Annotated in this window: 14 protein-coding genes; 9 read left to right on the top strand and 5 right to left on the bottom strand. The window is 72.8% G+C overall.

The features are described 5' to 3' along the window. Nucleotides 1-19: 19 nt before the first annotated feature. A complete protein-coding gene (locus ACIRGB_RS13870) occupies nt 20-652 on the bottom strand; it encodes a bifunctional 4-hydroxy-2-oxoglutarate aldolase/2-dehydro-3-deoxy-phosphogluconate aldolase (RefSeq protein ID WP_403863172.1) in 633 nt (210 codons plus the stop codon). 240 nt (nt 653-892) lie between these two features. Between ACIRGB_RS13870 and ACIRGB_RS13865 the strand changes: the two genes are divergently transcribed. Then, nucleotides 893-1,294, top strand: coding sequence for a hypothetical protein (locus ACIRGB_RS13865; protein WP_403863169.1), 402 nt, complete (start codon nt 893-895; stop codon nt 1,292-1,294). A gap of 72 nt (nt 1,295-1,366) precedes the next feature. On the opposite strand, the gene ACIRGB_RS13860 is transcribed toward ACIRGB_RS13865, so the two are convergent. From ACIRGB_RS13860 to ACIRGB_RS13850, 3 genes are all read right to left on the bottom strand, one after another. Next, entirely contained in the window at nt 1,367-2,617 is a 1,251-nt protein-coding gene (locus ACIRGB_RS13860; RefSeq protein ID WP_403863166.1) for a CynX/NimT family MFS transporter, read from the bottom strand. Beyond that, nucleotides 2,614-3,324: a FadR/GntR family transcriptional regulator gene (locus ACIRGB_RS13855; protein WP_403863163.1), complete on the bottom strand. Its 711-nt coding sequence runs from the start codon at nt 3,322-3,324 to the stop codon at nt 2,614-2,616. Before ACIRGB_RS13855 ends, ACIRGB_RS13860 begins: the two co-directional genes overlap by 4 nt. Before the next feature lie 68 nt (nt 3,325-3,392). After that, entirely contained in the window at nt 3,393-4,301 is a 909-nt protein-coding gene (locus tag ACIRGB_RS13850) for a LysR family transcriptional regulator (RefSeq protein ID WP_403863160.1), read from the bottom strand. A gap of 127 nt (nt 4,302-4,428) precedes the next feature. On the opposite strand from ACIRGB_RS13850, the gene ACIRGB_RS13845 reads away from it, so the two are divergent. The 8 genes from ACIRGB_RS13845 (at nt 4,429) to ACIRGB_RS13810 (ending at nt 11,339) form a co-directional block, all read left to right on the top strand. Next, nucleotides 4,429-5,430 (top strand): fumarylacetoacetate hydrolase family protein, encoded by a 1,002-nt coding sequence (locus tag ACIRGB_RS13845; RefSeq protein WP_403863484.1) that lies wholly within the window; start codon nt 4,429-4,431, stop codon nt 5,428-5,430. Beyond that, nucleotides 5,427-6,389, top strand: coding sequence for a cyclase family protein (locus ACIRGB_RS13840; protein WP_403863157.1), 963 nt, complete (start codon nt 5,427-5,429; stop codon nt 6,387-6,389). Before ACIRGB_RS13845 ends, ACIRGB_RS13840 begins: the two co-directional genes overlap by 4 nt. Nucleotides 6,390-6,412: 23 nt before the next feature. Next, the gene (locus ACIRGB_RS13835) at nt 6,413-7,543 is read left to right on the top strand and encodes an FAD-dependent oxidoreductase (RefSeq protein WP_403863154.1); all 1,131 of its coding nucleotides are present in this window, start codon (nt 6,413-6,415) and stop codon (nt 7,541-7,543) included. Further along, nucleotides 7,540-8,538 (top strand): amidohydrolase family protein, encoded by a 999-nt coding sequence (locus ACIRGB_RS13830; RefSeq protein WP_403863151.1) that lies wholly within the window; start codon nt 7,540-7,542, stop codon nt 8,536-8,538. The genes ACIRGB_RS13835 and ACIRGB_RS13830 overlap by 4 nt, the downstream gene beginning before the upstream one ends. Before the next feature lie 4 nt (nt 8,539-8,542). Further along, complete coding sequence (locus tag ACIRGB_RS13825; RefSeq protein WP_403863148.1) at nt 8,543-9,481, top strand: VOC family protein; 939 nt, start codon at nt 8,543-8,545, stop codon at nt 9,479-9,481. A gap of 55 nt (nt 9,482-9,536) precedes the next feature. Beyond that, the gene (locus tag ACIRGB_RS13820) at nt 9,537-10,508 is read left to right on the top strand and encodes a fumarylacetoacetate hydrolase family protein (protein ID WP_403863145.1); all 972 of its coding nucleotides are present in this window, start codon (nt 9,537-9,539) and stop codon (nt 10,506-10,508) included. Continuing rightward, on the top strand, nt 10,505-10,651 hold the full coding sequence (locus tag ACIRGB_RS13815; RefSeq protein WP_403863142.1) for a hypothetical protein: 147 nt from the start codon (nt 10,505-10,507) through the stop codon (nt 10,649-10,651). Before ACIRGB_RS13820 ends, ACIRGB_RS13815 begins: the two co-directional genes overlap by 4 nt. A gap of 103 nt (nt 10,652-10,754) precedes the next feature. Beyond that, nucleotides 10,755-11,339 (top strand): hypothetical protein, encoded by a 585-nt coding sequence (locus ACIRGB_RS13810; protein WP_403863140.1) that lies wholly within the window; start codon nt 10,755-10,757, stop codon nt 11,337-11,339. Between the two features lie 488 nt (nt 11,340-11,827). Here the strand turns inward: ACIRGB_RS13810 and ACIRGB_RS13805 are convergent, their stop codons facing one another. Then, nucleotides 11,828-12,217: a DUF2087 domain-containing protein gene (locus ACIRGB_RS13805; RefSeq protein ID WP_403863137.1), complete on the bottom strand. Its 390-nt coding sequence runs from the start codon at nt 12,215-12,217 to the stop codon at nt 11,828-11,830. Nucleotides 12,218-12,926: the final 709 nt, after the last annotated feature.

Raw genomic sequence — 12,926 nt, 5'->3', positions numbered from 1 at the left:
GGCGCGGGCCGTACGTCGGTCACGGCCGGGGCTCCCGCACGGCGGCGCGGAAGGCGCGGGCGCGGGCGCGGAGGCCGTCGAGGTCGCCTCCGTCGGCGGCGTCGCCGATCAGCGGGGAACCGACCCCGACCGCGGTGGCGCCGGCCGCGAGGTGGGCGCGGGCCGCCGCCTCGTCGACGCCGCCGACCGGCACCAGGGCCTCGTGCGGGAAGGGGCCGCGCAGGGCCTTCACGTAGGCCGGTCCGCCCGCCTGGGCCGCCGGGAAGATCTTCAGCGCGGTGGCGCCGAGGGTGCGTGCCGTGATCACGTCGGTGGGTGTCATGACGCCGGCCAGGACGGGCATGCCCCGCTCCCGGGCCGCCGTGACACCCTCCCCCAGGCCCGGGGTGACCGCGAAGTCGGCTCCGGCGCGGTGGGCGGCCACGGCGTCGTCGGCGGTGAGCACCGTGCCGGCGCCCAGGGGGCGGTCGGGTCCCAGGGCCGCTCTGGCGCGTTCGATGACCAGGAGGGCGTCCTTGCCGGTCAGCGACACCTCGATGAGCTCCACGCCCTCCTCGGCCAGCGTCAGCACGGTGCGCAGCGCGGCGTCGGCGTCGCCGCCGCGCACGATGGCGACGAGGCGGTGGGCGTCCAGGGCGGCTCGCAGGTCCACAGGTGGGGTCTCCTACTCCGGGCATCAGGGGTCACAGGCGTCGGCCCGCACGCGGCGGCACCCGGCGGCCAGGGTAGAACGCCGCCGTGCCTCACCGGCGGCCGGGCCGTGCGGGAGGCGGTGCGACGGCTGACCGCGTCCCGTCGCCGGACCTCGCCCCATACATCCAAGTTGCGCGTTTTGCCCCCTTTCTGATGGTGACCCGGACGGAGGACATCCACGTGCGACGAGGTGAGAGACATGCTGGTGCTGGGCCTTCTGCTCATGGCGGGCGCCGCCGCCTTCGCGGGCCTGCTGATCGCGTACAACCTGTCCGGCGGCCCGGACTACACCGTGACGCTGCTGGGGAGCGAGCCATTCACGATCAGTACGCTCGGGGCGTTTCTCGGCGGCATCGCCCTGACCCTGATCTTCGGCCTGGGCATGTGGATGCTCATGGCCGGGACGGTACTGGCGCGCCACCGCGGCAAGAAGCGCCGCAGGGAGCGGGACACCGCCAGGCGGGCCACCGCCGAGCGTGACGCACTGGCCGGCCGCCTGGAGGGTACGGACGGCAGCACGGACACCGCGGACGAGACGGCCGGACACCGCCGTCCCGCCGCCCACCGGCCGCAGTGGCTCCGGCCGCACGGCCACCACTGACCGACCGCCACGCGCAACAGGGCCGACCGGTCCGGCTCACCGCCGGGCCGGTCGGCCGTGCGACGACATGGGTCAGCGCGCGGGCCCGCCGATGTGGCGGTCCTGTCCCGCGCCGTGCCCGGCGACCGCCGTGGCGACGCCGAGGACGGCCAGGACGGTGAGCGGCAGGGTCCAACTGTGCGTGGTGTCGTGCAGGATGCCGAGCAGGAGGGGGCCGGCCGCCGCCACGAGGTAGCCGATGGACTGGGCCATGCCGGCCAGTGCGGCGGCTTCGCCGGAGCTGCCCGCGCGCTGGCTCTGGAAGGTCAGCGCGAGGACGAGGCACGCGCCGCCGCCGAGTCCGAGCAGGGTGCACGCCGGGACGGACAGCGCGGGGGCGGCGACCAGTACGGTGAAGCCGGCCGCCACGAGGGCCGAGGCCCCGGCCGCGATCCAGCGCTGGTCGTGCCGGCCCCGGGTGAGCAGGGGCAGGAGACTGCTCGCGGCCAGCGACACCACCTGGTAGTAGAACAGCGTCCAGCCGGCCGCTGTGCTGCTTGCGCCCCGGTCGATCAGGATGCTGGGCAGCCAGGCGACGGCGGTGTAGAAGGCCAGCGACTGCAGGCCCATGAAGAGGGTGACCTGCCAGGCGACCCGCGAGCGCCAGGGCACGGGGCTGTGGGTCCCGCCGGTGGCCGCCCGTGGCTTGTCGCCCCGCATCCGGGGCAGCCAGGCGAGGAACGCCGCGACGGTGAAGGCGACACCCCAGGCCAGCGCGGTGCGCCAGGAGCCCGGCACGCTGTGGGCGAGCGGCGCGGAGACCCCGGAGGAGACCGCGGCCATGAGGCCCATGACCGTCACGTACAGGGCACTGACGCCCTGGATGCGGTGCGCGGGCACGGTCCGCCTGATCAGGGCGGGCAGCAGTACGTTGCCGAAGGCGATGGCCGCGGAGAGGATCACCGTGCCGGCGAACAGGCAGATCACCGAGGGGAGGGAGCGGACCACCGTCCCGACGGCCAGCACACCGAGCGCCGCGACCAGCAGTCGGGCGCTGCCCCACCGGTGGGAGGCCCGGGCCACCAGGGGCGAGGTCGCGGCGAACGTCAGCAGCGGGAGGGTGCTCAGCAGCCCGCCCCAGCTCGACGTCAGGCCGCTGCCGTGCTCGATCTCCGGTAGCAGTGCGCCGACCCCGGTGAGCGTGGTGCGCAGGTTGGCCGCCACGAGGCAGATCGCGACGACGAGCCCGACCGACACGGTGGGCCCGGCGGCGCCGGCCCGGTCGGCGACCGAAGAGCCGGGCGCGGAGAGCTGACGGGCCGTCGAAGGCGGCTGCGTACTCACTCTTCCTCCTCCGTTCGTGCGGCGCCGGTCTCGTGGTCGCGGGTGAGCCGGACGATCGCGCCCGCGGCGGCCCGGGCACCGTCCGCGTCCCGGCCCTCGATCGCGTCGACGAGCCGCCGGTGCAGGCGGGCGTGGTCCTCGGCGTGGGCGGCGTCCCAGGGCAGACCGCCCAGGGCCGAGGTGAGCGCCGTACCGAGGTGGTCGTACACCTCCATCAGCAGGTCGTTCCCGCTGGCCCGGACCACGGCCCGGTGGAACAGCGCGTCGACGCTCGTGGCCGCGGCCGGGTCCTCACCGGCGCTGGCCGCGTCGGCGTCGGCGAGCAGTTCCCGCAGCTGCCGCAACTGTTCCTCGCTCCGGCGCAGGGCCGCGGCTCCCGAGGCGTACTCCTCCAGAACGGTCCGCAGCTCCAGCACCTTGTCCCGCTGCACGGAACTCGCCCGCCGCACCAGGACCGACTGGAGCTCGCTGGAGGAACGGACGTAGGTGCCGTCCCCCGCCCGGGGCTCCAGCAGCCCCAGGTGCACGAGGGCGCCGATCGCCTCCCGCAGCGTGCTGCGTCCGACACCGAGCTCCTCCATGAGGACCTGCTCCGGCGGGATCCGCGTCCCCACCGGCCAGCCTCCCGCCTCGATGTGTGCGCGGAGACTGTCCACGAGCTGGGCGGACAGGCTGGCCGCCCGCCGAGGTGCGCTGATGCGTTTCATGACCGCACCCTACACAAACATCAGACGTTTGAACATCACACTTCACGCGGCGACAGGGGTGAGGTCGGTCACCGCGCGTCCAGCCGTCCGCCGACGCGGGCGGCGGTCTCGCGCAGCCAGATGTGGGCCGCGTCGTGGGTGTGCACGGGGTGCCACCACATGGCCTCCCGCAGCGGCACGGCCTCGTACGGCGGTTCCACCACGCGCACGCCGGCGAGCGGCGCCAGGAGCCGGGCCAGGCGGGCCTGGATCAGGGCGATGCGGCGGGTGCCCGCCACCAGCAGCGGGATGATCTGGAAGCTGTCCACGGAGACCTCGACCCGGGGCTCGATGCCCAGCATGCCGAGCTGGCGCACCGCCGGGGCGTCGTAGGTGCGCTGATAGGTGACCCAGGGCAGCCGGGCCAGGTCCTCGCGGGTGAGGCGGTCGCCGACGCTCGGGTGGTCGTCGGCGACGAGGAAGACCCAGCGGTCCCCGTACAGGTCGGTGGCCGGGAAGCCGCTGATGACCCCGTGCGGCATCAGCAGGCCGTCGGACGTGCTCAGCAGCGCGTCCGTGGCGTCCACCACCGTCGTGGGGGTCTGCGCGAACCGCAGCCGGATACCCGGAGCCTCCTCGTGCAGGACCCGGGCCAGCTCGGCGCCGAAGACCGCGACGGCGTAGTCGGAGGCGATCAGCTTGAACTCCCGCTGCTCCTCGGCGGGGTCGAAGTCCGCCCGGCTGGCGAACAGGCGCTCCAGCACGTCGTACGCCGTGGAGGTGCGGTCCAGGAGGACCTGGCCGAGGGCGGTCAGCTCGTAGTGGCCGCCGACCCGGGCGAGCAGGTCGTCGTCGAAGTGACGGCGCAGCCGGGACAGGGCCGCGCTCATCGCGGGCTGGCTGAGACCGACCCGCTGCCCGGCACGGGTGACGTTGCGTTCCTCCAGGAGGGCGCGCAGGGCGACGACGAGATTGAGGTCCAGCCGACCGAGATTCACCGCGTTTTCCTTACCTGTCCGGCGACGACCTGCGGGAATTCGCTGCGTGGATGACGATCATCCACAGAATCGATTTCCCTGATCACTGAGGGCGGGTCCAGATTAGTGCCACCGCAATCAGGAGGACCTGTCCGTGAAACCTGAACCCGCGTCCGCCCTCTTCGCCGGACCCTTCGCCCTGGCCACCCTTTCCGCTCCCGAGGGCCCCGCCTTCCCCGCCCTGGTCACCCCCGACGCCCTGGTGCTCGATCTGCGCGCGGCCTTCGAGGACGCGCAGCTGACCACCCGGACGCTGCTGGAGAGCTGGGACACGGCCCTGCCCATGCTGCGGGCGCTGGCGGGCGATGCCGGCCGGGCCCGCCGACCGCTCGCGGACTTCCGCGTGCACGCGCCGGTCGAGCCGCGCCAGGTGTTCCAGTCCGGTGCCAACTACCGGCAGCACGTGATCGATCTGCACGTCGCGCACCGGGCCCCGGGGGACGACCGGCCGGCAAAGGAGCGGCGCGCGGAGGCCGCGGAGATAATGGACCGGCGGGCCGCCGAGGACCTGCCGTACGTGTTCATCGGCCTGCCGAGCGCGATCACCGGACCCTACGACGACGTCGTGCTGCCGTCCTGGGCCGAGAAGCTCGACTGGGAGCTGGAGTTGGCGGCGGTGATCGGCCGCCCGGCCCACCAGGTGTCCGTCAAGGAAGCCCTGGACCACGTCGCGGGTTACACGATCGCCAACGACCTCACCGACCGTGCCACGGTCTTCCGCCGGGACATGCCGCAGATCGGCACCGACTGGCTGCGCAGCAAGAACGCGCCGGGTTTCACCCCGCTCGGCCCCTGGATCGTGCCCACCGTGTCGATCACCGGCCCGGACGACCTGCGGCTAACGCTGAGGCTCAACGGCGAGACCATGCAGGACGAGTCCACCAAGGACATGATCTTCGACGTGGCCCGGATGGTCTCCTACGCCTCGCAGACCGCCCGGCTGCTCCCCGGCGACCTGGTCCTCACCGGCTCCCCCGCCGGCAACGGCATGCACTGGGGCCGCCTGCTGCGCGACGGCGACGTCATGGACGCCTCCATCACCGGGCTCGGCGCCCAGCGCACCCGCTGCGTGGCGGAGGTGACCGAGTGACCCTGGACCGCACCGACCCCGCGGGCTCCGTCGCCCGGGCCGCGCAGGCGTACTCCAACTGGGGCCGCTGGGGCGAGGACGACGTGCTCGGCACCCTCAACTTCCTGGACGAGGCCAAGCGTCGCGAGGGTGCCGCGCTGATCCGGCGCGGTGTCAGCTTCTCCCTCTCGCAGCGTTTCGACATGGACGGTCCGCAGAAGGGCTGGCGGCGGCGCACCAACCCGGTGCACACCATGCTCGACACCGGCACCGACGCCGCCCTCGGCATCCAGGGCTTCCCGCACGGCATCGGCGGCGCCGACGACGTGATCGCGATGCCCTTGCAGTGCTCCACGCAGTGGGACGGGCTCGGGCACATCTTCGACCACGGCAAGGCGTGGAACGGGCGCCCGGCCGAGCAGGTCGTCACCTCCGACGGCGACCTGGTCACCGGCATCGAGCACATGGCCCCGCACGTCGCCGGACGCGGGGTGCTCCTGGACGTCGGCCGGGTGATCGGCGAGAACGGCGAGCTGCCCGACGGCTTCGCGATCACCGGGGAACACCTGACCGCGACCGCCCGGGCCCACGGCGTGAGCGTCGGCCGCGGGGACATCGTGCTGGTGCGCACGGGGCAGCTCACCCGGGTCCGGCGCGAGGGCTGGGGCGACTACGCGGGCGGCCCCGCCCCCGGACTGTCGTTCACCACGGCGGGCTGGCTGCACGACAGCGAGATCGCCGCGATCGCCACGGACACCTGGGGCTTCGAGGTCCGTCCGAACGAGTTCGAGCACGCCTTCCAGCCGTTGCACCAGGTCGCCATCCCCCACCTCGGCCTGCTCATCGGCGAGATGTGGGACCCGGACGCCCTCGCCGACGATTGCGCGGCCGACGGCGCGTACGCCTTCTGGCTCACCGCCGCCCCCCTGCCCATCACCGGCGCGGTCGGCTCGCCCGTCAACCCGATCGCCGTCAAGTAACCAGCGGAACGAGGGAGTTCCCCATGAGCAGTACCCGTACGGTCCTGGTGATCGGCGGCGGCGCGGCCGGCAACGCCGTGACGGTCCTGCTGCGCCGCGCCGGCCTCTCCGTCGACCTGGTCGAGGCCCGGGACGACTGGAACGCCACCGCCGGTTCCGGCATCACCCTCCAGGGCAACGCCCTGCGCGTGCTGCGCGAACTGGGCGTCTGGGAGCAGGTGGAGGCGTCCGGCTTCGGCTTCGACTCGGTCGGCATCACCGCCCCCGACGGGACCGTCCTGCACGCCCGGGACGACCTGCGCACCGGCGGTGACGACCTGCCCGCCACCGTCGGCATGCAGCGCCCCCGGCTCCAGCGGATCCTGATCGAGGCGGTGCGCGCCAGTGGGGCGTCGGTCCGGCTGGGCACCACCGCGGAGATCCTCGGCCAGGACCGGGACGGTGTCGGCGTGCGGTTCTCCGACGGCTCCGAGCACCGGTACGACCTGGTGATCGCCGCCGACGGGCTCGGTTCCGCCACCCGCGCCGCGATCGGCATCACCGACCGGCCCGAGCCCACCGGCATGGCCATCTGGCGCATCGCCGCCCCGCGCCCGGCGGGCGTGACCCGCACCGACCTCGCCTACGGCGGACCGGCGTACATCGCCGGGTACTGCCCCACCAGCGAGACGACGCTCTACGCGTACGTCGTCGAGGCCAACCGCGACCGCGCCTCCATACCGCCCGCGTCGTACGCCGGGGAGATGCGGCGCCTCGCCTCCGCCTACGGCGGCCACTGGCCGGAGATCACCGCGCACATCACCGACCCGGCGCAGGTCAACTACACCTGGTTCGACCGGATGCTGGTCGAGGGCTCCTGGCACCGCGGCCGCGTCGTCCTCGTCGGCGACGCCGCCCACTGCTGCCCGCCCACCCTCGCCCAGGGCGCCGCAATGTCCCTGGAGGACGCCTGGGTGCTGGTGCGGATGCTGACGGACTCCGACAGCTGGGACGACGAGCTGTTCCAGACGTACTACGAGCGGCGGATCGCCCGTGTCCGCCCGGTCGTGGAGGCGTCCGTGCGGATCGGGCAGTGGCAGCTCGACGGGGTGCGCGACGCCGACGTGCCCGGGCTGATGGCCCGCACCATGACCATGCTGCGAGAACTGCCGTGAGCGTACCCACCGTCGATGTGCACGCCCACGTCCTGCTGCCCGCAGTCGACTCCCTCGTCGCCGACTCGCCCGGCCTGGCGGGAGCCAGGGCCCTGGACGCCCGCCGCAACGGCGCGGCCGCCCTCGCCGTCAGCGGCTCCATGGTGCGCGAGCGCATCCCGAGGCTCACCGACGTCACCGCCCGGCTGGCCGCCATGGACACCCAGGGCGTGGACGTACAACTGGTCAGCCCCTCCCCCTCGCACTACCACTACTGGGCCGACGCGGACACCGCCGAGAAGCTGTACCGGCTCGCCAACGAGGCCACGGCAGCGCACTGTTCGACCGCCCCCGAGCGGCTGCGCGGACTCGGACTGGCCCCGCTCCAGCACCCGGAGCAGGCGGTCCGCGCCCTGGACCACGCCCTGGAACAGGGCCTGGCCGGCGTGGAGATCTCCAGCCACGCCCCCGGCCGGGAGCTGTCCGACCCGGCCTACGAACCCTTCTGGTCCCGGGCGGAGGAAACGGGCGCGCTCCTCTTCCTGCACCCCTTCGGCTGCACGCTCGACGAACGCCTGGACCGGTGGTACCTGTCCAACACCGTCGGCCAGCCCACCGAGAACGCCGTCGCGCTGTCCCACCTGATCTTCTCCGGGGTCCTCGACCGGCACCCGGGTCTGAAGCTGATCGCGGCGCACGGCGGCGGCTACCTGCCCACCCACATCGGCCGCTCCGACCACGCCTGGTCGGCCCGTTCCGACGCGGGCACCGGCTGCGCGCACCCGCCCAGCAGCTACCTCAAGCGCCTGTACTTCGACTCCCTCGTCCACGACCCGCACGTGCTGCGCGAGCTGATCCGGGTGGCCGGCGCGGACCGGGTGCTGCTCGGCTCCGACTTCCCCTTCGACATGGGCACCGAGGACCCGGTCGGCGCCCTGCGCGCCGCACGCCTGTCCGACGCCGACTTCCACGCCGTCCGGGGCGGCAACGCCGCCGCCCTCCTCCGGAAGGACTGACACCATGAGCACCCGCCTTCTCACCCACCTGCGGCACGTCGACCTCGCCGTGCCCGACTACGACAAGCAGCTCGACTTCTACTCCGGCGTCTGGGGCCTGACCAAGGTCGCCGAGGACTCCGGCATCTCCTTCCTGGCCGCCGAGGGCTCCCCGGAGCAGTACGTCGTGCGGCTGCGCAAGGCCGAGGAGAAGCGCCTCGACCTCGTCTCCTACGGCGCCGCGAGCGCGGCCGACGTCGACACCCTCGCCGAGCGACTGCTCGCCGGCGGTGTCCGGCTGATCTCCCGGCCGGGCAGGGTCGACACCCCGGGCGGCGGCTACGGCTTCCGCTTCTTCGACGTCGACGGCCGCACCATCGAGGTCTCCGCCGACGTCGGGGTCAGGCGGCACCGCAGGATCGAGGAGAAGGAGTCCATCCCGGTCAAGCTGAGCCACGTGGTCCTCAACTCCCCCGACCTGAACCGCACCCGGGAGTGGTACGAGCGCCACCTCGGCTTCGCCCTCTCCGACACGCTCAGCTCGCCGCACCTGGGCGAGGTCATGCACTTCATGCGGATCAGCAACCAGCACCACTCCATGGCGCTGGCCAAGGGCCCGCACACCTCCCTGCACCACGTCTCGTTCGAGATGCGCGGCCTGGACGAGTACATGCGCGGCTCGGGCCGGGTCATGCGGGCGGGCTTCAAGAAGGTCTGGGGTCCGGGCCGGCACATGGCGGGTGACAACACCTTCACCTACTTCCTCGACCCGCACGGCAACACCGTGGAGTACACCACCGAGCTGGAGTGCCTGGACGAGGACACCTGGCACCCCCACGTCTACGACTTCTCCCGGCCCGAGGTCACCGACCAGTGGGGCACCGCCAACGCCATGAACGAACTCGTCGCCAAGGAGTCGTTCAACGACCCCGACCGCGGCGTCTTCGTCGCCCCGCCGGTCTGAGGCACCCGCGCCGAGGCCCCGCTCGTCCGCCCATTCCTCCCCCTGGAGCCACACCATGCGATTCGCCGCCTACGAGCACCGCCACCGCCATCGGGTGGCCGTCGTGGAGGACGACGGCACCCTCCTCCCGCTGCCAGGCGTCACCTCCCTGACCGCCCTGCTCACGGAGACCGACGGCCTGCCGGGGCTGCTCGCCGCCGGCCGGGAGGCCCTCGACGCACCGCCCGGCCCGCACGTCCGCGAGGTGCGGCTGCTGGCGCCCCTGCGGCCCGCGTCGGTGCGGGACTTCGTCACCTTCGAGGAGCACGTCGAAGGGGTCCGCCGCTCCGCGGAAGACACCGGCGGGGTGCCCGAGCAGTGGTACGCGGCGCCGACCTTCTACTTCACCAACCCGCACGCGGTCTACGGCCACCGGGAGGACATCCCGGTACCGCCCGGCTCGGCCGTGCTGGACTTCGAGCTGGAGGTGGGCGCGGTGATCGGCCGGGAGGGCCGGGACCTCACCCCGGAACGGGCCCGCGACCACATCGTCGGCTACACCGTCTTCAACGACTGGTCCGCCCGCGACCTCCAGTCCGCCGAGATGAAGGTCGGCCTCGGCCCGTGCAAGGGCAAGGACACCGCCACCGCCCTCGGCCCGTACCTCGTCACCGCCGACGAACTGGAGCCGTACCGGGACCCCGACGGCTTCCTGCGCCTGTCCCTGACCGCCGAGGTCAACGGCGAGAAGGTCGGCGAGGACCTGCTGTCCCACATGAGCTGGACCTTCGAGGAGATGACCGCCTACGCCTCCCGCGGCACCCGCGTCGTCCCCGGCGACGTCCTCGGCTCCGGAACCTGCGGCAACGGCGGCTGCCTCGCCGAACTCTGGGGCCGGAGCGGCGAACAGACCCCGCCGCCGCTGAAGCCCGGCGACACCGTCACCCTCACCGTCGAGGGCATCGGCACCCTGACGAACACCGTCGTCCCCGGCCCCGAGCCCGTACCCCTCCCGACCGGCCGACGACGCGACCGGCAACGGCCGTGACCGACCCGCGTCCCGAAAGACCGCTCGGTAAGGTCGCCGCCGAGGCCACGGCCCTCCCCCGGGAGGGAGCGCGCGTCAACCGCCACGTCACCTGGCGGACCGAGGACTTCGGGCGGGTGCACCCGGTCAACGTGACCGGGTGAGCACGGCACCGAGCGGCAACCACCGCGCAGACGCTGACCTTGCCCGTGTTGTCAGAGCCAGCCCATAGGGTGCGTTCACCGTCTCGAAGGAGGAACTGCCGCCGTGGGCTTCTCAGGTCACCTGGTCTTTGCTCGCAGCAACCGCCCGCTGCTGGAAGCCCCCGTGCTGGACGGCCTCGCCGAAGACCTCAAGGCATCCGTGCGCATAGGTGAGTCACGGCCGGGCGGCTGGCAGACGCTCAGGATTGATGTGGGAGCGTGGGACGACGCGGACCTGCCCGCCCTGGTCGAATGGAGCAGGGCACCGGCCTGTGTCGCCGAGGTCTCCGACAGCTCTCTTGCTTTCGTGACCGGGCTGGACGGCAGCGGAGTGCGATGGCAGGCGTGGCTCAACCTGGACAACGTCGCCGGGCTGCTGGCCGAAGAGCCTGAAGACCTCGAAGATCAGCTCCTGTGGTTGGACACACCGGAGTTCCAGGAAGCCGTCAGCCGTAAGCGCGCCGAACTCGACGCGGAGGTTTCCGCAGACGCAGAGGGCGCCATCGCCTGGGCCGCGGCTGCCGGCATCTCGGTGACGCCGGAGACGAGCGAGATCGAAGAACTGCTTCGCTCACACGAGACCTTCGCAGAGGATCTCTTCAGCGAGCTGCTCGACCGTCTGGGGTTTCCTCGGACCGCTCAGACCTGACGAGCCACGAGAAGCACCACGCCGACCGAACACACCGCCGGACGATGAACCTGCTAACCCCTCGCCCGCTCAGCGCATGACGCGTTTCCGCAGGTCACCGCGCCCTTCCTCGCGGATTCAACGGCACCGGCGGCAGTTCCGGACCGGGCAGAGGAGGGCCGTCGTAGCCCTTGCCCCCTGGAACTGTGGCTGCCGGCCTGTAGCGACGAGTGGCGCCACGCCGAGCACTGGGACCTGCTCGGCGAACTCCTCGCCGTCGACCCGGGCCCGCCCGCCTCTTCCACCGGGTGACCCACACCTCCCCACGTTCAGGAGCACGCTCCGCCCGTCCGCGGTCGGCTCGGCCACCACCTGGCCCTCCCTGGCCAGGAACCCTCGCCGCCGCACGAACGGGCTCGCTTCGGCGGCGGAGTGGCAGGGGCGAGCCACCACATCGGCCGGTTCGTGCGGTTCACCGGCGCGGACGACGGTCACGGCGGTGGCCTCGGTCAGACTCGCTCGTACTGGGCGGCGGCGTCCCGGCGCAGCAGCCCCTCGTCGACCAGCGCGCGCCGCAGGCTGACCCAGTCGTCGAGCCAGCCGCCGCAGATGGCGTTCACCTTGGACTCCGGATAGGTGACGTCTTTCTCGAAGGAGTCCGCGACGACCGAAAGGACCCGGTTGCGCACCTGCGCGTTTCCGGGGCCGCGTACGCCGACCGCCGGTCGGTCTGGGCAAGCAGGCCGACCAGGTCGCGACAGGACGGCGGGCGCTCCTGTGACCCGGCCGGGCCGGAGGCGTCTGGAGTCTCGGACAGGTTGTGGGTGTTCGTGGGAGTCAACTCTTCGCTCTCGGTTTCTCGTTCGGGCCCGCGCACCGGATCGGGGCGGGTGGTGCATCGGGGGACGCGCCCCGGAACGTCCCCAGGACCATCGTGCGGAGCGGCTGCCGGGAAACGGCGTATCGGCGACATGCGGACTCTTCAAGCCAGATCCCGGCCGGCCCGCGCCGCCGTCGAGGCCGGCCCGTCGCCATCGGCGCGGCGTGCGGGCCCCAGGGACAGGGGCACCGCGGTGCGGGCCTGCCTTGGAGTGCCCCTTGGCGGGCGAGGCGCGGTAGGCGGAGGGCACGGCCCGGGTGGCCAACGCGATCACCTTCGTGCCCTCGCTGTGGATCCACCGCCTGCGCTCCCACGCGGCCAGCGCCTTCGCGGCCCAGGACCAGTCCTCGCCCGGCCCGCCAGGGGCGCACAGGTCGCGGTGGCGGGTCCCGCCGATCAGGGACCGGCAGAGACGGGCCTCGGCTCCTGCCAGCAGGATCCGGCCGGTCGGCAGGTCGGGCCGTCGGTCGGTGAGCGCGATGGAGTCCCAGCCCAGCCGGTAGGTGAACGAGGCTGAACTCGCCCTCGGGCCCTCCCTCGGCCGCCTCGAGACCGGCGCGACGGGTCTTCCTGCCGACACAAGGAGTGTCCACTGGCGTGAACGTGAGTCACGTCCGCGATGCGGAATCGTCGCACAACGGTCAAGACCTCGCAGCGAGTTCAGCGTGCTCGACGGCAGCGCCACCCCGGCGTCCGGTCGCCCCGAGTCGCACCGAAAACGGAACCCG

It is taken from the genome of Streptomyces sp. NPDC102490, from assembly GCF_044765285.1.
In the GTDB taxonomy this organism is placed as follows: Bacteria; Actinomycetota; Actinomycetes; order Streptomycetales; family Streptomycetaceae; genus Streptomyces.
This window is presented reverse-complemented; position numbering and strand designations above follow the sequence as displayed.